The organism is Paraglaciecola mesophila KMM 241, assembly GCF_000315015.1.
GTDB lineage: Bacteria > Pseudomonadota > Gammaproteobacteria > Enterobacterales > Alteromonadaceae > Paraglaciecola > Paraglaciecola mesophila.
On sequence record NZ_BAEP01000004.1, the window covers coordinates 166,975 to 186,856 of the forward strand.

19 protein-coding genes are annotated in these 19,882 nt (G+C 44.2%); 12 read left to right on the plus strand and 7 right to left on the minus strand.

Annotated features, from left to right (window positions below; genetic code table 11):
• Window positions 1-71: 71 nt before the first annotated feature.
• On the minus strand, window positions 72-1,511 hold the full coding sequence (locus GMES_RS01180; RefSeq protein ID WP_039986199.1) for a mechanosensitive ion channel family protein: 1,440 nt from the start codon (window positions 1,509-1,511) through the stop codon (window positions 72-74).
• A 17-nt stretch (window positions 1,512-1,528) separates the two neighbouring features.
• Window positions 1,529-1,918: an MAPEG family protein gene (locus GMES_RS01185; protein WP_006990713.1), complete on the minus strand. Its 390-nt coding sequence runs from the start codon at window positions 1,916-1,918 to the stop codon at window positions 1,529-1,531.
• Between the two features lie 252 nt (window positions 1,919-2,170).
• Between GMES_RS01185 and GMES_RS01190 the strand changes: the two genes are divergently transcribed.
• The 6 genes from GMES_RS01190 (at window position 2,171) to GMES_RS01215 (ending at window position 7,480) form a co-directional block, all read left to right on the plus strand.
• Window positions 2,171-2,881, plus strand: a complete 711-nt coding sequence (locus GMES_RS01190; RefSeq protein ID WP_006990714.1) for a ZIP family metal transporter — start codon at window positions 2,171-2,173, stop codon at window positions 2,879-2,881.
• Window positions 2,882-2,977: 96 nt separating this feature from the next.
• Entirely contained in the window at window positions 2,978-4,030 is a 1,053-nt protein-coding gene (locus tag GMES_RS01195; protein ID WP_006990715.1) for a GGDEF domain-containing protein, read from the plus strand.
• 38 nt (window positions 4,031-4,068) lie between these two features.
• Window positions 4,069-5,025, plus strand: a complete 957-nt coding sequence (locus tag GMES_RS01200) for a 1-aminocyclopropane-1-carboxylate deaminase/D-cysteine desulfhydrase (RefSeq protein ID WP_006990716.1) — start codon at window positions 4,069-4,071, stop codon at window positions 5,023-5,025.
• A 96-nt stretch (window positions 5,026-5,121) separates the two neighbouring features.
• Window positions 5,122-6,231, plus strand: a complete 1,110-nt coding sequence (locus GMES_RS01205; protein ID WP_006990717.1) for a Kelch repeat-containing protein — start codon at window positions 5,122-5,124, stop codon at window positions 6,229-6,231.
• Window positions 6,228-6,866, plus strand: coding sequence for a nicotinamide riboside transporter PnuC (gene pnuC / locus GMES_RS01210; protein ID WP_006990718.1), 639 nt, complete (start codon window positions 6,228-6,230; stop codon window positions 6,864-6,866). The genes GMES_RS01205 and pnuC overlap by 4 nt, the downstream gene beginning before the upstream one ends.
• Window positions 6,867-6,916: 50 nt before the next feature.
• Complete coding sequence (locus GMES_RS01215) at window positions 6,917-7,480, plus strand: ATP/GTP-binding protein (RefSeq protein ID WP_006990719.1); 564 nt, start codon at window positions 6,917-6,919, stop codon at window positions 7,478-7,480.
• A gap of 320 nt (window positions 7,481-7,800) precedes the next feature.
• Here GMES_RS01215 and GMES_RS01220 read toward each other — a convergent pair whose 3' ends face one another.
• Complete coding sequence (locus GMES_RS01220; protein WP_006990720.1) at window positions 7,801-8,058, minus strand: DUF2061 domain-containing protein; 258 nt, start codon at window positions 8,056-8,058, stop codon at window positions 7,801-7,803.
• Between the two features lie 274 nt (window positions 8,059-8,332).
• Here GMES_RS01220 and GMES_RS01225 point away from each other — a divergent pair, with 274 nt between their 5' ends.
• Both GMES_RS01225 and nspC read left to right on the plus strand, forming a co-directional pair.
• Window positions 8,333-9,535 (plus strand): saccharopine dehydrogenase family protein, encoded by a 1,203-nt coding sequence (locus GMES_RS01225; RefSeq protein ID WP_006990721.1) that lies wholly within the window; start codon window positions 8,333-8,335, stop codon window positions 9,533-9,535.
• 86 nt (window positions 9,536-9,621) lie between these two features.
• Window positions 9,622-10,761 (plus strand): carboxynorspermidine decarboxylase, encoded by a 1,140-nt coding sequence (gene nspC / locus GMES_RS01230; protein ID WP_006990722.1) that lies wholly within the window; start codon window positions 9,622-9,624, stop codon window positions 10,759-10,761.
• A gap of 93 nt (window positions 10,762-10,854) precedes the next feature.
• Here nspC and msrA read toward each other — a convergent pair whose 3' ends face one another.
• The 3 genes from msrA to GMES_RS01245 form a co-directional block, all read right to left on the minus strand.
• Window positions 10,855-11,442: a peptide-methionine (S)-S-oxide reductase MsrA gene (gene msrA / locus GMES_RS01235; protein WP_006990723.1), complete on the minus strand. Its 588-nt coding sequence runs from the start codon at window positions 11,440-11,442 to the stop codon at window positions 10,855-10,857.
• A gap of 93 nt (window positions 11,443-11,535) precedes the next feature.
• Window positions 11,536-13,089, minus strand: a complete 1,554-nt coding sequence (locus GMES_RS01240; protein ID WP_006990724.1) for a DHA2 family efflux MFS transporter permease subunit — start codon at window positions 13,087-13,089, stop codon at window positions 11,536-11,538.
• Window positions 13,090-13,193: 104 nt separating this feature from the next.
• Window positions 13,194-14,285 (minus strand): HlyD family secretion protein, encoded by a 1,092-nt coding sequence (locus tag GMES_RS01245; protein ID WP_006990725.1) that lies wholly within the window; start codon window positions 14,283-14,285, stop codon window positions 13,194-13,196.
• A 135-nt stretch (window positions 14,286-14,420) separates the two neighbouring features.
• On the opposite strand from GMES_RS01245, the gene GMES_RS01250 reads away from it, so the two are divergent.
• Together GMES_RS01250 and GMES_RS01255 are read left to right on the plus strand one after the other, a co-directional pair.
• Window positions 14,421-15,071 carry a TetR/AcrR family transcriptional regulator gene (locus GMES_RS01250; protein ID WP_006990726.1) on the plus strand — a complete coding sequence of 217 codons (651 nt, stop codon included), beginning with the start codon at window positions 14,421-14,423 and terminating at the stop codon, window positions 15,069-15,071.
• Window positions 15,072-15,516: 445 nt separating this feature from the next.
• Window positions 15,517-15,948, plus strand: a complete 432-nt coding sequence (locus tag GMES_RS01255) for an OsmC family protein (RefSeq protein WP_006990727.1) — start codon at window positions 15,517-15,519, stop codon at window positions 15,946-15,948.
• A 274-nt stretch (window positions 15,949-16,222) separates the two neighbouring features.
• On the opposite strand, the gene GMES_RS01260 is transcribed toward GMES_RS01255, so the two are convergent.
• Entirely contained in the window at window positions 16,223-16,711 is a 489-nt protein-coding gene (locus GMES_RS01260; protein WP_006990728.1) for a thioredoxin family protein, read from the minus strand.
• A 212-nt stretch (window positions 16,712-16,923) separates the two neighbouring features.
• On the opposite strand from GMES_RS01260, the gene GMES_RS01265 reads away from it, so the two are divergent.
• Both GMES_RS01265 and GMES_RS01270 read left to right on the plus strand, forming a co-directional pair.
• Window positions 16,924-18,408 carry a hypothetical protein gene (locus tag GMES_RS01265; protein ID WP_006990729.1) on the plus strand — a complete coding sequence of 495 codons (1,485 nt, stop codon included), beginning with the start codon at window positions 16,924-16,926 and terminating at the stop codon, window positions 18,406-18,408.
• Between the two features lie 346 nt (window positions 18,409-18,754).
• Complete coding sequence (locus GMES_RS01270; RefSeq protein WP_033186490.1) at window positions 18,755-19,870, plus strand: efflux RND transporter periplasmic adaptor subunit; 1,116 nt, start codon at window positions 18,755-18,757, stop codon at window positions 19,868-19,870.
• The last annotated feature ends 12 nt before the right edge of the window (window positions 19,871-19,882 follow it).

A 19,882-nucleotide genomic window follows, 5' to 3' on the forward strand; every position in this document is an offset into this window, starting at 1 on the left:
TAACAAAACGCCCAATTCAAGGTAGCGTGTTATGCCCTACCCCCATTATTTACCAGCGGTAGGTACCCGTACTAGTTATTTTTTTTGGTGGTATTGGTTACCGTATAATCCGTATTTAGAACACGCACTTCACGCTGCGGGAACGGTATGGAGATGTTGTGTTCACGTAGCGTTTCAAAGATTGACAACATTAAATCACCGCCGACGCGGTTTTTACCGTCATCAATGCCTTCCATCCAAAATTCTACAAACACGTTTACACCTGAGTCGCCGAAGCTATCAATTTCGCAATCTGGCCGCTCTTCAATGGGGTATTCATCACCACTCAAGACTTGCGGATGCTCAGCCACCACGTCTTTTATTATTTCGACCATGGCTCGAATATCAGTTTGATAAGCCACAGAGAAGTCCACACGATATCGCTGCTTAGGGTTCTTGTGAGACCAGTTAACAAAGGTGCTAGAGATGAACTTCTCATTCGGCACCATGATGTCTTTACCATCATAGGTCTCAAGGGTGGTGTAGCGCATTTTGAAATGCCTTACGAAGCCCTTTTGGCCGTCTTCCATTTCAATGTAATCGCCAATGGTCACCGAGCGGTCAAGCAGTATGATGATGCCAGAGATGAAGTTTGACGCGATAGACTGTAAACCAAAGCCTAAACCGACGCCCACTGCGCCACCAAACACCGCTAGTGCTGTTAAGTTGATGCCCATCACATTTAAAAGTAGCAAGGCAATAACACAGACCAAAGCTACTTCAAACAGCTTAGCGAATACCTCTCGGGTGCGGATATCCAAGGACTCTTGTTTACGTATAATGTCTTGACCCACATTATTCGAAGCACGGCCCACCCAAAACAACAGCGTGCCAAAAATTAACACTCGCGCCAGTCCGTAGGCTGATATTTCAATATTTCCGAGGTTAAGACTCAAACCTTGCAGTACTTCAATAATCCCCGCTAGCCAGCCCACCATATGCAGAAATAACAAGGGCAGCATCATCCACTTTAATAAGTTGGCGAGTATAGGATGTGACACACACACGTTAATCACTGAATTAACAAACAACAGCACTGCGATGGTTAACGCTAAATCTAAGATCCAGTTAGCCCCTATAACGCTGGCACTAAATTCGCTCACCACTTTCAAAAGAATAATGGCAATCAACGGAAACAGCATTTTGTCGATACGATAAGTAATACGTCGTATGGGGTGGTCTTTTGCATCAGGCTGATTATCGACGAATTTAGACGCCTTTCGTAATTTACTACCAAGCCAATATGCTAATAAATAGATACCAGCAATTAAGCCAAGCTGAATGTAGGTATCGGCCATAAAGAGATGCTGATGCGCTACCTCTAGGTAATGTTGCGCCGTCTGCATTAATGACTGCCCCGTCGTTTCTAGTACTACACTGTTTTTAGTTGCTACAGCGTCGGCGACAGGTGAGGTAGCGCCTGTAACGGGCGAAGTAGCGATTGTGAGGGTGTTGGTATTTGTCGTATCCACGTTTATTCTCTAACCAGTTAAGGAATGGCTAACCAAATAAGAAACAATGACGCAATATAGCCAATTGCCCATAAAATGCTACGCAAAACATGCATATCAAACCAATAGGCACATAAGTAGCCGAAACGAGCTGCAATAAACACAATCGCACTGTATTGGGCCAAATGACCTGCAGATTGTGTTGCAATCACAGCCAGCGCCCCCGGTACAAATAGAATAAGTGCTTCGAAGCAATTTGCGTGCGCTGCCGCCGCCCTCGCTCCAAAGCCCTTGAGTTGCTTTTGCTGATCACGTGGATAGCGATTGTCGTAACCGCCTTGCTCTTTATTCATCGCTATCGTTAAAGGAGCTTTGGCAATAATTGGCATCAAAACCGCGATGAGTAAACACAGAAGTATAATGGTCATAATGTGTTGCTTATTAATAAATATCAGGCCAAACGACCTTATCACGCAATTTACCGATTTCCCTAGCCTTGTTTAGGTCTTTAGATATTTCATCAAAAGGCGAATTTCGCTGTTTGATGTGTCCGTTAGTGACCCAAAATAACTCATCTGTGGTAATCTTAATACTTTGATTTTTATAGAATAACGCATATTCTGAAAATGCATTTTCGTTATCTAGCGTTTCATCATTTTATGGGCAACTAAAGGCAATCTATGGACAATGTTTGGTTAGTCATTATGTTCACGCTAATCGCAGGTTTAGCAATGCCTGCTGGCGCTGTCATCGCGCGCATCGAACATTTTCAATCTCAGTGGTTTGAAGAAGAATTTCGTCATCTAGTGATTGCATTTGGCGGGGGTGCGCTGCTTTCTGCTGTGGCTTTGGTGCTGGTCCCTGAAGGGATTGCTAATTTGAGCCTGACCACCAGTTTGGTGTTTTTCATTGCTGGCAGCTTAAGCTTTATGGCTATCGATATTTTACTGGTTAAGATTGATACCCCTGCCAGTCAGCTTGCTGCTATGTTGGCCGATTTTATACCCGAATCGGTTGCCTTAGGAGCAGCTTTCGCCACTGGCAAAAGCAATGCGGTTCTACTTGCTGTGCTTATCGCTCTACAAAATTTGCCAGAGGGTTTCAATGCGTTTAGAGAAATGCGCGAGGGGAACAAATTCAGCGCCAACCGACTTTTAGTCATTTTTAGCGCGCTAGCTTTATTTGGTCCCGCGGCGGGTTTAAGTGGTTATTTTTGGCTCGCTGACTACCCTGATTATGTGTCTGCGATTATGCTTTTTGCATCAGGTGGCATTTTATATTCGATTTTCCAGGATATTGCCCCACAAGCGAAACTCGATAAACATTGGTTTCCACCAATGGGTGGGGTGTTTGGGTTCGCATTAGGGCTCATCGGTTTTATGCTAACGTGAAATACGTTCAATATTAGTAACTTTTAGGGGTGAGACGTTATTCGCACTTCAAGTATTCAAAAACGCATAGACTTCGACTTACTGAAACGCTCTTTGATGGGCGTCATCGTTTACGCAATTATATTGCCGGTAATTTTTTGGCCTCTACATTTTTTAGCAGCTCAACCTACATTGGCTTATGTGCTCTCAGGTTGCATGTTTTTTATCAGTGTTGCGCGACTCATTCACTATTTTTTCTCACAACAGTTATACGAACTTTCTTTCCGACTCTGGTTTGCGATTTTTGCAGTTTTATCGCTACTTCAAGCCGCCATACTTGGTTATGTATTTACTTTAGCAATCTTCGATGAGCGCTTTACTCCTATCATTCACGTCTCCATGCTAGCCACTGCAGGTATTAGCGTCAGTGCCCTCTTTGCTCTTAGCCCAAGACTCAGGTTTGCGTTTGTGAATTTGTCATTATTGATGATGCCAGTGATGATAACCGGATTTTTAACCGAGGGGTTTCTTCCTCTAGCATGTATGATGCTGGTGTTTTTACTCTACATTTCTGGAATTGGAATAAGATCGAACAAGGAATACAAACGCTCTTTTGAAATTGAAATTGAGTTGCAAGCCCAGCGCAGAGAGCTTGAGACTCTAAGCCAAACAGATGCCTTAACCAGTATTTATAATCGCGGTTATTTCAATCAGTATTTCGAAAACCTCTGGCACCACGCAACCCGGCATAAAATAGAAATAGCTTTGCTGATCATCGATGTAGATCATTTTAAATCGGTCAATGATACCTACGGTCATCTAGGCGGAGACGCCTGCTTGGTGCACCTTGCTCATGCAATCAACAAACCGATTAACCGTGCAACTGATATTGCGGTGCGCTACGGGGGTGAAGAGTTTGCTGTTTTGCTGTCTGGTTGCAATCCACAGCAGAGTAAAAAAATGGCTGATGCCATTATGCAGTCGATTCAGCAGCATAAATTTATCTATCAAGATGGCGAAATACCTATCACGGTTAGCATTGGCATCGCGACGCTTGTTCCTCGCCCTAATCAAAAGTCGAATGAGTTAATTGAACAGGCTGACTCCGCGCTATATCGTGCTAAAGCAGCGGGTAGAAACAGAGCCTTATTATTCAGTCCGGACGATTAAGGTTACACTGTGGCATTTATGACAGCTGTGACCCTCTTGTGATCAATACCCTAAGCTTGACGCCTATTATTCAGGACATTTCCCTCCCCTCCCCTGAGCAGCAGATATTCCCTGATTGGGAGTATGCGAACGAATACCAATTATGGGTAAAACGCGACGATCTTATTCACCCCATAGTATCAGGGAATAAATGGCGTAAATTGCGCTACACACTTGAGCAAGCCGTTAGCACTGGGGTTCGGCACATCGTCAGCTTTGGTGGTGGCCACTCAAATCATTTACACGCACTGGGCTATGCATGCAATAGCTTAAACATAAAGCTCACAGCGATAGTACGTGGTCACTTCCATAGTAATCTTACGCCTATGTTACAAGATTTAGTGGCATGGCAAGCTGACGTGCAATTTGTTGATCGCAAAACCTATCAACTGCGTGATGACAAAACGTACTTGGCCTCATTAGCCCAGCAATACTCTAATGCTATGTTTATCCCAGAAGGCGGCTCTTCTGAGTTTGCTTTAGCTGGCGTGGCGGACATTATTACTGAGCTCACTCAACGCTATGACTACTTATTAACGCCTGTTGGCAGCGGGGGGACATTAGGCGGTCTTATTCATGGTGCGATGAATCAACCCGAGCCATTACACACCAAAATCATCGGAATCGCTGTGCTCAAAGGTGATGGGTACCTAGAAGAGTTGGTAGGTAAATTACTGTCATCGCGGGCTACGTTGCCATCGCAAGTTATAACACCTCAGCCTATCGCTGATTGGCACATTAACCACCAGTTTCATTTTAATGGCTACGCAAAGGCTTCACCTGAACTCCATCAATTTTGCCAGACATTCAATGAAGCATTGAGCATTCCTATTGAGCCCGTGTATAGCGGCAAGCTTTTTTGGGCGGTGAAAGAACTCATGGCTAAAAAGGCGTTTACAGCCGGCAGCAAAATTCTGCTATTGCATACAGGTGGGCTACAAGGCGCCCGAGAATAGCACTCACGTAGATCATCTGTTTGTGAATGGATACATTCTACCTCTCAGGTGATATATTCCTGCCCATAATCAGTTCAACCACACTATATGGCGAGTATGTTGTTTAACATTCGATTTTTATTGTTATTAAGTTTGCCTGTTCTTATAACCGGATGCGCCTTTCAAGTTTCCCCCGGTGCATCACCCAGCACACAGACAAGAATAGAAACAAAAGTAGAGACAAAAATAGAACGTGCTAAGACCAGCGATACGCTTGAAACGTCCGAGCAAGTAGAACCTAAAACCTCGTCGCGAGTTGAATCTATGGTTGAGCGCTCTGGCGAGCCTGAAAAGGCAAGCCCCACCCCAACTTTACGCTTGAAGACACCGCGCTTTGCCCATGCCTCAGCTACAGACGGCAAACATATTTATGTATTTGCAGGATATGGTAAGCAAGGCTATTTGAGTGATGTAGAAATTATCGATCCGAACACCGGCAAAGTAACTGTGCTTAAAAATAGCGTGCTACCACGAGGTTACTTTTCGGCGGTCTTTGATGGGCAGCACTCGATATATTTGCTTGGCGGTGTGAGCCATCAACAAGATAAGGTACGCGTTGAGCAGCGCATTGAAGTGTTCGACACCCTTACCCATGAAATACGCACCTTAGGGAATATCCCTGAACCTTTGAGAGATAATAAAGCCGTTTATCTTGATGGTTACTTGTACGTACTCGGTGGCACTTCTTATCAAGCACAAAACGGTTATCAACTCATTCCTAGCGCGTCTGTTTGGCGCTATCACATCCTGCAGCAAGAATGGCAAAAGATGGCCAACATGCCGAGCGCAAAATCTACAGCCGTGGTAACCGATAACCAAAACATTTATGTTGTAGGTGGCGAACAAAACACCGATAGCCTAGCCAGTGTCGAGCAATATAAGGTAGCTAGCAATACATGGCAAAACATACCAGCACTGCCGCACCCTGTCAGCGCCCACAGTGCAGCATGGCTGCACAACGCGCTGTGGGTATTTTGCAATGAAGATGAAACCAACAATAGTTACTTTTTAAAACGTGACACTGCGCGCTGGCAAGTAGCACCATTCAATTATCAAAGCGCTTTATACACTAGCACCACCTCGATCGGTAATAGCTTGTATGTTATTGGCGGTAATGGCGGCAAAGGAAAATCATTTATGGGTGATATACAGGTATTTACACCATGAGTTGGTTAGAATGGATACAAGGTTTTGCTGGGGCGTCCACCATTGAATGGGTAGCGACGGTTGCGGGGTTTTTAAGTGTATTTCTGCTGATAAACCGTAGTCGATGGAGCTTTGTTTTTGGATTTGTACAAGTCAGCATTTACAGCTGGATATTTTTCGATGTGAAACTGTATTCCGATATGGGCTTACATATCATTTATATCGGCTTTCAGCTTTATGGTTGGTACGTATGGAGTAACAATCAAAATCAGCAAGGGAAAATATCCCCCGTACAAGGGAGTTTAACTGAATATAGCTGCTGGGCAGGAATAGCAATTGCGAGTGCGGGCTTACTTGGCTATGTCATGTCTAGTTATACCGATGCCAGCTTCCCTTATGTTGACGCCTTTACCACCTGCGCGAGCTTAATTGCCCAGTGGTTACTGACTCACCGCAAACTGTTTAATTGGGCGGTGTGGATAATTGTCGATATTGTCGCCATTTCACTTTACTGGCAAAAGGGCTTATATCCAACTTCCGCCTTGTATTTCAGCTTCTTAATAATGGCTTGTGTTGGCCAATATACTTGGATAAAAGAATTCCGTCGCCATAATAGTGAAAAGCACTCTACACATTTAGATAACGCACTTGGTTGATTTGGGTTTCCCCGAAAAGAAGCAAAGTGATATGACGAGCACACATCTCCATGATCAAAAAAATTGTTTTTTTAGGGGCGCCTTCTACAGGTAAGTCAACGCTCAGTGAAACCCTCGCTGAACAATTTAATTCAATTTCCGTTGCAGAATATGGCCGAGAGTATTGGATTGAACATCAGGTCGATAGGCGTCTTACGCCTGAGCAATTATTGCATATCGCTCAAGTGCAAAACCAATGGGAAGATGAAGCAGAACAAAAAGCCAAAGGCTATTTATTCTGTGACACCAACGCCTTTACTACATGGCACTTTGCCTGCCACTACCATACAACCCCGCAGCCTGAACTGACCAAACTCGCCGAAGACAGCTGGCAACGTTACGACTTGGTAGTACTCTGTGATAACGATATCCCCTATGATGACACGTGGGAGCGCTCTGGGGATGCCAACCGAAGTGAGTTCCAACAGTTTCTGAATCAATATTTAATCACTCACGGGATCCCATTCGTAAAGGTTAGTGGTGATATTGAATCTCGCGTGGCTCAAATGCGCATTGCACTCGATGAGCTTAACAGTCAAACCGAACAAAGTATGAGCACACTCTCGTTCTGTTAACACATTGTAAACGATTGAAATTGCTCACTAATTTGGTGCTTATTGCACTAAAGTATACCACTGTTATGGCGCTTCTTGTACGCGCCTCCCCCTCGAAATTACTCTAACCACCTGAAAAATAAGGACTTTAAAAGTTGGCCTATGTGTTGCAATGCCTTAGGTGTATTAGATGTCCAGATCATCTAATGCAGGGAACAATAATAACTATAATAAAAAAAGCAGTACCGAGCGATGTAAAGCTCTTCAAACGAAAGCGTCTTATTCTTGTCCGGGTAAGGCGCTTTTTTGATCGCGAGCTTTTTATTTATTCGCCTTTGACATTAACCTTGACCTAATTGATGACTGTGCCCGAAATGCGAAATAGTCATTGCCGCAGATGACCTCTTAGTCATGGTTCCACTTCGCTCACTGCGCAACCGTTTATTCTCCCAAATACGCTCGTGAATCATATATGCCACTGTATTTACCGCTGGTTCAACTAGCGCGATAAGCCCACCCACGATAAAACTACCCGTTAAAAGATACGCGACGCTAAAGGCAACAGTGAAGTGAGTAATGGCAAAGGTGATTGTTTTCATAGGTGTTCCCGTCAGTAATTCGTTAAATTAATCAATGTAAATATAAAAAGTTGATGAATAAATATTATTCCCCACCTCAACTTGAAGCCAATGAAACAAATCAATCGCTTCAATCCATAAATACGATTAATTCTCATTTGCATATTAATGTAGCAGACTTAATATGCTTAAATAAAGACAAGTCATTTTTTTTTAACTGCGCTTTGTTTACATCCCATGATTAGGTGTTAGCATTCGCGTTTTATTGCATGTTGTTATTTATAAGGGTCTCCCTATGTCTCGTGTTCTGATTATCGGTGCTGGCGGCGTGGCTGCTGTCACCATAAAAAAATGTGCTCGTTTACCTGAGCTATTTGATGAAATTTATCTTGCTAGTCGCACGGTTTCTAAATGCGAAGCCTTACAGCAAGAAGTGGGTATTGACCGTGTTAAAGGTGTATTCGCCGTTGACGCTGACCACGCAAGCGAAGTCGTAAAAGTGATTAATCAGGTTAAACCTGATCTGGTTATCAACCTTGCTTTGCCATATCAAGATTTAGCCATCATGGACGCGTGCCTTGAAACCGGCGTTCATTATTTGGATACCGCAAACTATGAGCCAAAAGATGTGGCTAAATTTGAATACTCTTGGCAGTGGGCGTATCAAGAGAAATTCGAAAAAGCAGGCTTAACCGCGTTACTCGGTAGCGGTTTCGATCCGGGCGTAACCAACGTTTACACCGCTTATGCAGCTAAGCATTATTTTGATGAAATTCATTACTTGGATATCGTTGATTGCAATGGCGGCGATCATGGTCAAGCGTTTGCAACTAACTTCAACCCAGAAATCAATATTCGTGAAATCACCCAGCGCGGTCGTTTCTTCGAAGATGGTGAATGGAAAGAAACGGATCCCCTGAGCGTACGTGAAGATTTGGATTATCAAAACATTGGTGTGCGCGCGTCATACTTGATGTTCCATGAAGAACTTGAGTCTATCGTTAAGCACTTCCCTTCGTTGAAACGTGCCCGCTTCTGGATGACCTTTGGTGATGCCTACCTTACACACCTTAAAGTGCTTGAAGGCATCGGCATGACTAGCATCGAGCCAATTGACTTCCAAGGGCAGCAAATTGTACCTCTTGAGTTCTTAAAAGCGGTGCTGCCTAACCCAGGTTCACTCGCCGATGGTTACACAGGCATGACGTGTATCGGCACTTACATTACCGGTATGAAAGATGGCAAAGAGAAAACCATCTTTATTTACAACAACTGTGATCACGCAGCGTGTTTCGCAGAAGTGGGCGCACAAGCTGTGTCATACACCACTGGTGTACCCGCCATGATCGGTGCATCATTGATGCTAAGCGGCAAGTGGAAGAAGCCTGGCGTATGGAACATGGAGCAGTTTGACCCAGACCCGTTCATGGACATGCTAAACCAGCATGGCCTGCCTTGGCACGTAATTGAATGTGACGAAAGCCCGTTTAGCAAGTAAGTCGTATTCAGCAAGAAGTCATAGCAACAATCATTTGCATTTTAGGGCCATTCATTTGGCCCTTTCCTTATTTAGCGGAGACCCCCGTGACTGATCCAATGTTAAACCCTAATATTCCTTCACCTTGCTATGTGTGTGAAGAAGCCAAACTCGAAGCCAATTTGCAGTTAATGCAACGAGTACAACAAGAAAGTGGCGTCGAGATTATTCTGGCGTTAAAAGGCTTTTCTATGTGGTCCACTTTTGATTTGGTAAAGCAATATCTGCAAGGCTCAACTGCCAGTGCAGTATGGGAAGCCCGGTTAGGCAAAGAAGAAATAGGCAAGCAAGTGCATGCGTTTTCACCCGCTTATAAACCTGCTGATATCGATCAGTTAGTGGATTTGGTCGATCATATTTCATTCAACAGCCTTGGTCAGTGGAACCGCTATAAAACACAGATTTTACAGTCGAACGTGTCTCCCGGTATTCGCTTGAACGTGGAGCACAGAGAAGCCGATACGGAATTGTATGATCCAAGTGCGCCGGGCTCCCGGTTTGGTATTCTTGCTAAAGACCTGAAAGGCGCTGATTTAAGCGGTCTTAAAGGGTTTCATATCCATAACCTTTGCGAGTGTGACTCCTTCGCCACCGAGCGCACTATACTGGCGGTGGAAGAAAAATTCGGTCAGTACTTTGGCCAAATTAAATGGATTAATTTTGGCGGCGGCCATTTGATGACCAAAGAAGGTTATGACGTAGAGCACCTTATTACCACGTTAAAAGCCTTTAAAGCGCGGCACCCTCATTTGAACGTGATACTTGAGCCTGGCTCAGCGGTAGCGTGGCAAACCGGTCCCTTGGTGTGTGAAGTCATCGATATCGTTGAAAACCGCGATAAAATCGCGATCGTTGACATGTCAGCCACAGCGCACATGCCAGACGTACTTGAAATGCCTTATCGTCCAGAAGTACGCGGTGCAGGTAAGGCAAATGAAAAAGCCTTTACCTATCGCTTTGGCGGTAATTCATGTTTGACCGGTGATGCGATTGATTTGTATAGTTTTGATCACGAGCTGCAAATTGGCGAACGGATTATTTTCGAAGACATGATTCACTACACCATGGTCAAAACGACTTTCTTCAATGGGGTAGAACACCCATCTATCGGCATTTTACGTAAAAACGGCGAATTTGAGCTGATACGTAAATTTGAGTACGAAGACTTTAAGAATAAATTGTCTTAACACGATAGCAGTCAAAGCCGCGCTACTAAGATCAAACAAGGCGTAACCCGACGACTCGGGTTACGCCTTTTTTCTTTGCCAACCTCACCGCAATTAATGGCTCGCTTTATCGCCCCAGATTTCTTCAAGGCGTTGGTCACGACCGCAATTCCAGCGATATAGTTTGTAGCGCACTGGGCTCTTTTTGTAGAAATCTTGGTGAGCGATTTCATCGCCTTTAATTGGGTAAAAACGTTTAGCATCCAGAATAGGCGTTACCACTGTTTGCTTGGGAAATTGCGCCTCAACTGCTTTCTTTGTTTTCTCGGCAATGGCGCGTTCCTGTTCATTGGCCACAAAAATAGCACTTAAATAACTATGTCCTTTATCACAAAATTGGCCGCGGGCATCAAAGGGGTCAATGTTCACCCAATAATGATCTAAAATTTGCTGATAACTCACGACCTCAGCGTCATAGGTAATTTTCACCGCTTCATAATGGCCTTTGTGATTACCGTTATACGTTGGGTTACGCGCAGTTCCACCCGTAAAACCAGATACCACATCGCTCACCCCCTCTAATTTTTCAAAATCGGATTCCATACACCAAAAACAGCCACCAGCCAGGATGGTTTCATCCGCAGTCACATGAAAAGAGATAAACGATACGCTGAGGATCAACGCAGATAAAATAGATTTCATAACCACCCTTTAATGCTACAACAACACGCTCACGGAAATGTGACGCTCTTGATAAGTAGAACCGATAAATAGCCCGCAACTTTCATCACTGAATCAGTGCGCTCCGCCGGTATCTTCGTTTTTGGCCTTGCGAATAAAAAACATCAATGGCAAGGCACAGGCATACATAGCGCCAATCCATAGAAATAGATCATTAAAGGCCAATACTTGCGCTTGCACCATAACTCTATCCGCAATTTGCTTAATCGCTGCGGCGGCAGGATCACTCGTCGCGCCAGCGACAGCTAACTGAGCTTTAGTAAGCTCTTCGAGCACCACAGCGCGGTTGCTATCGATAGCAGGAATAAGCTGCGCCCAATGATAGTCCACGCGAATATCACGTATGGTATCCATAAAGGCTAGGCCCACTGCACCGCCTAAATTACGCAACACGTTGAATAAACCCGCTGCGTTACTTATCTCACTGTTTGGCAAGGTGCCCATGGCAATACGAGAGGCCGTTAATAAACACATCAATAAGCCCACGCCGCGCACCATTTGCGGCCACATAAACTGGTTAAAATCAGCTTGATCCGTGAGGTTGGCATTCATCATAGAGCCCGTGCCCACCATCACTAAGCCAACCGCTAACATATAACGCGCATCGACCTTGTCAGATAGCCGACCAATTATGGGCGCACTAAAGAACATTGATGCCCCTGTCACAAACATCAGCTGGCCAATTTGAAAACTATTAAAGCCCCGCACCGTGCCTAAAAACAGCGGCATTAGATACACCATGCCGTACAGAGCGATACCGATAATAAAGCCTAATGAAGCCCCTAAGGCGAAGTTGCGATCGCCAAACACTCGCAAGTCAACGATGGGCAGCGTCACGCGAAAGGCTCGCCAGAAAAAACCTAACGCGCCCATTGCGCATACCGCACTGAGCATTAAGATCAGCGTGCTATCGAACCATTCATCCCCTGGTCCTTCTTCAAGTATGTATTCAAGCGGGCCTAAGAATAACGCCAAATAAAGAAGGCCTAAAAAATCGATTTTTTTGAACAATGAGAAATCTGGTTTATCGATACGTAAGTAAAACCACACACCGGCGCTGGCTAATATTCCGGGCACCACATTCATTAAAAACAACCAATGCCAGCTTGCGTGCTGAGTGATGTAACCACCCAAAGTAGGGCCAATTGAAGGAGCAGTTGTCGCTATCATACCGATCACCGCCTGTACTGCCCCCATGACCCTAAGCGGGAATAGCTTGAAGCTAATAGCATAAGCAATGGGGATCATCGCCCCGCCTACAAAACCTTGAATGGCGCGCATAACAATCAATTGGTCAATAGTTTGCGCCAAGGCGCAGCCGACGCTGGCGATGGTAAATGCCACACAGGAAATCACAAACGTAAGATGAGTTGATAACCAGCGGGTTAACATACCTGACAGCGGGATCATGATTATTTCGGCGATGAGATACGCCGTTTGCACCCAAGATATTTCATCAGGCGTGGCAGACACCCCTGCTTGAATTTCATTTAAGGAGCTGGCGACGATTTGGATATCTAAAATCGCCATAAACATACCGAGCATCACAGCGACAAAGCCAATCTTCTGACGCAGCGATGGCATCTCGGTCACTTTTTCATCACTCATTTACGCCACTCGATTTATCATATTTCGTACCGGTTTGATGTATGCGGCAAGCGAGCATTTTCTGCAGTACCGGTGAAAGATGGTGCAGGTGCTAGTCAGTTCAGTTAATGCCTATCGCGTTGCGAGGTTAGTACCTCTTCGTTAGGCAAATAGGCACTTTGTTGATTGAAGCCTTGGGTATCAACATGAGGTACCACAGATAAACCGGGACGCAGTAAATGCAAATACTCACTTGGGCCTGTGACTTGAATGCGCACAGGTACGCGCTGTACGATTTTATTGAAATTTCCAGTGGCATTATCTTTTGGCAGTAAACTAAATTCAGAGCCCGTGGCCGGGGAAATAGACGCCACAACACCGGTAAACTCTACGTCATCTTGAGCATCTACTGTGAGCTTTACAGGCTGACCGATTGTCATGTGGCCTATCTGCGTTTCTTTGTAATTGGCCACCACATAAACTTGAGGAAGCGGCACCAAATACAATAGTGTCATGGTCGGTTGCACTAAGCCCCCGGTGCGAGCCCCTAAGTTACCCACTATGCCATCGCTTGGCGCCAAAATATCAGTTTTAGCCAACTGACTTTGCGCATAAGCAATCTGTGATTCAGCTGAACTGATATTGGCTGCAGCACTTTGCTTCTGGGCATCTAGCACAGCAAACATCTGTTGTGTAGCAGCGTAAGCTGCTTCAGCTTGGGCTTGCTTAGCTTTGGCAACCGCCACGTCAGCTTCGGTATTTTGTAGCTGCTGCTTGGAGTCGAAAGACTGTTTATCTAGAACTTGGAAGCGAGCTAAATTGAGCTCGCCGCGCTTTACTTCTGCTTTAGCGGCATCAATATTGGCTTTTGCTTCATCTATTTTTTTATCTTGCAGACTAATTTGCTGCTGAGCATTAACAAGCGCGGCTTCGGCAACGCTAAGCTCAGCGTTAGCCTGTGCTAATTTTGCTTGGTAATCACTGGCATTAATTCTGACCAGAAGTTGCCCTTGGCGCACATGTTGATTTTCTTGCACGGCTAAGGTTTCAATACGCCCAGATATTTCAGCTCGAATGGAGATACTGTCTGATTTGATATACGCGTTATCGGTTTCTTCAATAAATCGCCCATGCTCGTACCAATCGTAGCCTTTAGTTGCTATCCAACCCACGAGCACTACTAAAACGACGATCAAAAAACCTTTTCTTAACCTCATTGGCGAGTCCAAATTTGTGTGCGTTATATTAAAGTGTAATGTATATTACACTACACTTCTAATCGTTCAATTGATAACAGGCAAATAACATAAATTTTTGTTATGGTTATTTTGTCTCATTAATACAGTTAAGCCATGCCCCCAAAGACACCACTAGCTAACAACACCACTGAGTATGCACCACGAGAACGTGGCCTTATTCGCCGTGACAAAATTATTCAAGCCGCGACGCGTGTTTTCGTTCAATCAGGTTTTGAATCAGCGAGTCTGCAAGATATCGTTGCTTTAGCTGGCGGCTCACTGGCTACCCTTTACCGATTATTTGGCAATAAAGAGGGGTTATTTTATGCCGTTATCGAACGTAAGAGTGATCAGCTTCTGGGTGAAATCGACTATGGTGATTTACAGCACAAAACCCCAAAAGATGCATTGCAGGTGATAGGCATGCGCTTTTTTAGTATGGTGATTTCGCCAGAGGTGGGCGCGATACATCGCCTGCTTATAGGCGAAGCGGTGCGTACTCCTAAACTGCGTGAAATATTCTTAACGCTTGCTACCGAGCGCTCAATACGTAACTTAGCAGATTACTTGCAAACCCAAGTTGATAAGCAAACGCTGGATATTCAAGATTGTTTTATTGCCGCCAGTCACTTTATGGGCGCACTTAAAGGCAATTATCACATCCGATGCATGTTAGGTGAAGTGGTCAACTTACCCCTTGAAGAGCAAGAAAAATTCGTCACCGCTGCGGTTGATATGTTTCTCGGTGGTTACGCTCGTCGCTAAAGAGTGCGTCAAACCTTAAGGGTGATTTCAGACATTCAAAGTCGTAGTAGGAACCGTTCAGCTAATCCATTGTTAATATTGCGTGTTTATTGCGCGGCTATTACGAGGCAAAACGCGGCCTCAGCAGCCAACTCATTCAAGCGCCTTAATTAAGTCCTTTCAAATTTTCGCTCAGTGACTATTTATTTAATGGAATTGGTATAAGTAAATCTTGCATAACCCTTTGTAAACTTCACCCCGTAGCACACCCATAGATTTGTTTTTCATTCATTGTATCACTCTAAAACCTGCGCTGCGTGTGCCATTGTTGTTTGCTGAGAACCCGGCAGAGCATTTGCATTGCTTATAGCAAATTCGCTAGCGACGCGACGATCGCATTCACGTCATTAGAGACCATTAAGTTACCACTACATATTGGTAATAAAATCAGTGAAGGAGAAATTATATGAGTATTGTTAAATCTGGCAGCGCAACCTATAAGCCACTAGGTAAGAAAGGCAAAGGCAGTATTTCTACAGAAACTGGCGCATTATCAAGCCACCCTTATGGCTTCAATACACGTTTTGAAGACGGCAAAGGCAGTAACCCGGAAGAGCTCATCGGTGCTGCCCATGCAAGCTGCTTCACCATGGCTCTTTCTTTGGCCTTAGCAGATGCAGGTTACGAAGACGGTGAATTGAAAACTACAGCGAAAATCAGTTTGGATAAGACAGATGATGGGTTCAAAATCAGCCAATCAGCATTAAGCTTGAGCGCAACAGTAGAAGGCATATCCGAAGACGAATTCGCCAAAATAGCGCAAGAAGCAAAAGCCAATTGCCCCGTATCAAAATTGCTTGATACCAAGATAACCTTAGAGTTCGATTTATCGGCCTAGCCGTTTCATATAGTGCCAGTGGCAAATAAAACGACAATGGCAAGAGCCGCTAGCACTGGTGGTTCACCAAGCTTAAAGCCGCAGGGGACGACAACCCTACGGCTTTTGTTTCCCCCACTCTATTCGATTAAAAATGGGTTTAACGAAACGGGGTGAACAGAAAGGTTAAAACTGAGTTGAAAATTACCAACTTCGCATCGCAATTTTTATATAGCATTGCAATACAAGTGATAACGAGTACTGCCCTTTTGATAGGCCAACTCCTACTATCGTCCTACCGAGTTGCAGCAGCCAGCGCTTTTAGATCTTGAGTCAAGCCGGTTTTGGGTCTTTCAATGACACGCCCTAACTCTTTTCCATCGTTCAGCAGAATAAATGTGGGCGTGTATCTAAGCCCATACTGCTTTGCTAAGCCCAGAGGATCTGTCTTTTTCCGGTCGACGGCGACTAACGTCAGTTTAGGCACCTCTAATCCGCTTAGGTCAAAGGTCTTTAATAAACGGGGCACTTCACGTTGACTATCGTGACACCAAGTACCAAACAAAACCACTAAGGTATCTTTTTGTAGTTCTGCTACCGCAGCCAGTTCCTCTTTGCTTGGTTGATACGTTTTGTATTCGGCTTGAAATGCTGGGTATTGAGCCAATAATTGCTCTGCGCTAATCTCACCTATTAAATCAGGCTCGCTGGCCACTGAATGAGTACAGCCAGTTAACACAAAACCCAATAATATAAATAAAGTAAATTTTTTAACATGATTCAAAATGGCTGGCTCCTTCGTTTAGCTCGTTGGTATTCAATATCACATGGCATCAAATTTCAAGTTAAGGCATTACTGAGATTATGATTTGGTGTAATATTACTACCGAACCGTTATAAATAGTTAAAGCAAAACAAAATCAGTGACTTGCTCCTCTTTTTTTCGACTAAACTGATAACAGCTAGGCAGCATACTTAATACACAGGACAAGGATTATGGCGACACCAAGCGATAGCGCTTTTACTCAATCGGTAAGTGCGTTGGTGACAAAAATAAATGATGCAACACAAGCAAAGGAATCTTTGTTCGAGCAAGCTGAAATCTATTTTCAATCTTCCCAAAGTCAAGCGCGAACGATAACGCAGCTCACTCAGGATGTAGAAGAAAAGCGAAGAACAATTGACTCAGCCCTAAATGAGATACAGAAGAACCAATTTCGTGAGTTTCACAATAAAGCCCAAAAAGCGCTTAACGATGAAAGAAGCAAACAATCTCGTTTAAGATATGCTCGTCTTGCTTCACTCAATCAAATCTGTACTGAGATAATTCAACTATGTGAAGGCACGAGTTGGCAAGAAACTCAGCAAAAAAGTGCTAGAGTGCTAGCGACATTACTGCTGACATGCCCTACAGAGGGAAAAACGGTGGCGCAAACGCATCAGCGCTGTAAGCCTTTTTATAAGGCCGTGCTGAGCTTGCGCTTATTGGACCAAATGCTAAGAAATGAACAGGTTGAAAACCCGTACGTTGTCAGTCGATTCAATGAAGCGTCGAGATTTTCCAAGCCAGCTAAAGCCCCCCAAAATTTGAATTTGTTCCAGAAAGATGTCGCCATCCCCCTGATCAGTGCGTCAATGTTGCAAGATATCGGTATGCAACACCCTGAAATTCAACGCTTATTAAAGGGCTCAGATGGCTCGCAAGACCCTTACCGTGTTTTAGAAAAAGAAGTACGTGTACCTCTTCTGATCATGAATCATGAACAAACCATTGATTATGCTAATAATGGATTAGGCGAAGGGCAGTATAGCGAAGAAAATGATGACTCTGCTCAATTTAAGGAGCGTAAAGAGCGGTTTGATAAAAGTGAAACTAATCGCGCACGATTATTACTGAGCATGTTAAATGGTGCGATTAAACCTAAAGAAGCCGTTGGTAGTGCACTTAAAGCCGCGCAGATTTATACTTCGATTGTGCTCTCAACCAAACCCAACTTTAATTTTGCAGACCTACCAAAAGCCACAAAAGTCGTTTTACATTCCGCTCAAAAAGGCGCATTGACCTTAACCAGCGCCCAAAGTTTGCAACAGGTTGTGGGTAATTTCCCCATGGGCTTTGGCGTCGTTTTTTGCCACGAGAAAATAAGTGATAAGGCTGAAAAAAATTACGCTTACGCTTTGGTTAATATGCTCAACCCGCCAAAAGCGAACGACCCCCACTGCCGCATTATCAACTCATTAAGCCCTGAGTACCCAGCTGGCAAACAAACAGTTATTCCCCAGCAGCAAAATTTGTATTTTGAAGACGCTTTTAACCAGTTCAGCGCGTTAGCGGAAAAACACCTTGATACCCTTGCTCAAAATATTGCTGAAAAACTCGCGCAACCTAGAGGTAAAGACACACTTCCTAATCATTGGTCAGCCTATGCTTACTTTCACTTTAAAAAGCAGCAGAATTTTTGGCTACAACATAAAAAGTAGCGCTTACCCTATTGATATAACTAAAAATATGAATTTATAGCACTCAATTCTACCCTGATGCTCTTGATTGCTTACTTAACGTCCCCATCTCGGCACCTGCTTTACAGGATGCCAAGTCAATTAGCCTTTAGGCCAAAGTATTGAGATTTTATTAGTCTTTATCCTGTCTTTATCAGTACAAGCTAAAAGAAAATATTGGATTTAGGCGTTTCACCAACAAATTGCGTCGAAATACCTATTTTGCAACGATTTTAACAATAACGTACTCCAATTCAGCCATACTATGAAAACTGAAACCACTATACATCAAGCGTGTGTTGCTCACGCTAAAAGAGGATTTAATTTAATGCGCTTACTCAAGCCCTTACTACTGACCACTATACTTTTGACCATAGTGACCGCGTGCTCAAAGCAATCAGAGCAACAATCACCTGCTGCGCAAGTCCTGCCGGTTGAAACCAGTGCGCCAATAAAAGCAATCATCACGCAGTGGGACGAATACACGGGTCGCTTCGAAGCCACTCAGCAAGTGGATATTCGCGCTCGGGTTAGCGGCTATTTGGACAAAGTAAACTTTAAAGACGGTCAAATGGTCAAGAAAGGGGACGTGCTTTTCGTCATCGACCAACGCCCATTTAAAATAGCCTTACAAAGCGCAGAGTCACAATTTGCGTTAGCCAAAAAAGAATTGTCTCGAGGAAAAGACTTACGTAAGAAGAACTCGTTATCTCAAGAAGAAGTAGACCGTCGCCAGAATGAATATGATATCGCTTTAGCAAACGTTGAAACGGCCAAGCTTGATTTGGAATTCACAGAAGTTAAATCACCGATTGATGGCGTGGTTTCTCGTGATTTAATTAACGAAGGCAACCTTGTCAATGGCACCGCAACCAGTGCTTCTTTGCTGACCAATGTCGTATCCATTGACCCTATTCATTTTTACTTCGATGCTGGCGAGCGTGACTTACTAAAATACATTCGTCTTAGCCAATCCAACAAGCGTGAAAGTTCACGCAGCGCGTCCAATCCGGTTAAAGTGCGCTTACAAGATGAAGAAGATTTTGTTCACTCGGGTGTTATGGACTTTGTCGATAACCAAATCGACCAAAACACCGGCACCATTGTCGGGCGTGCATTACTAGATAACCCAGGTGGTTTTATTGTGCCGGGCTTGTTCGGTCGTATCCGTTTATTGTCTGAATTGAATGTTGAAAAAATTCTTATCCCTGATGCTGTTATCGGTACAGACCAGTCTCGCAAATTCGTTTTTGTGGTTAACAGTGAAGGTAAAGTCGATCGTAAATTCGTTACCTTAGGTAAATTGCACACTAAAGAATTACGCGTCATTGAATCTGGTTTAACCCAAGATGACCGCATTATTTTGAACAACTTAATGCGTGCCCGTCCCGGTACACAGGTTCAGGCAGAAGATGTTGACCTTTCTAGCCAATATTCGCTGTAAAGGACGCATAAA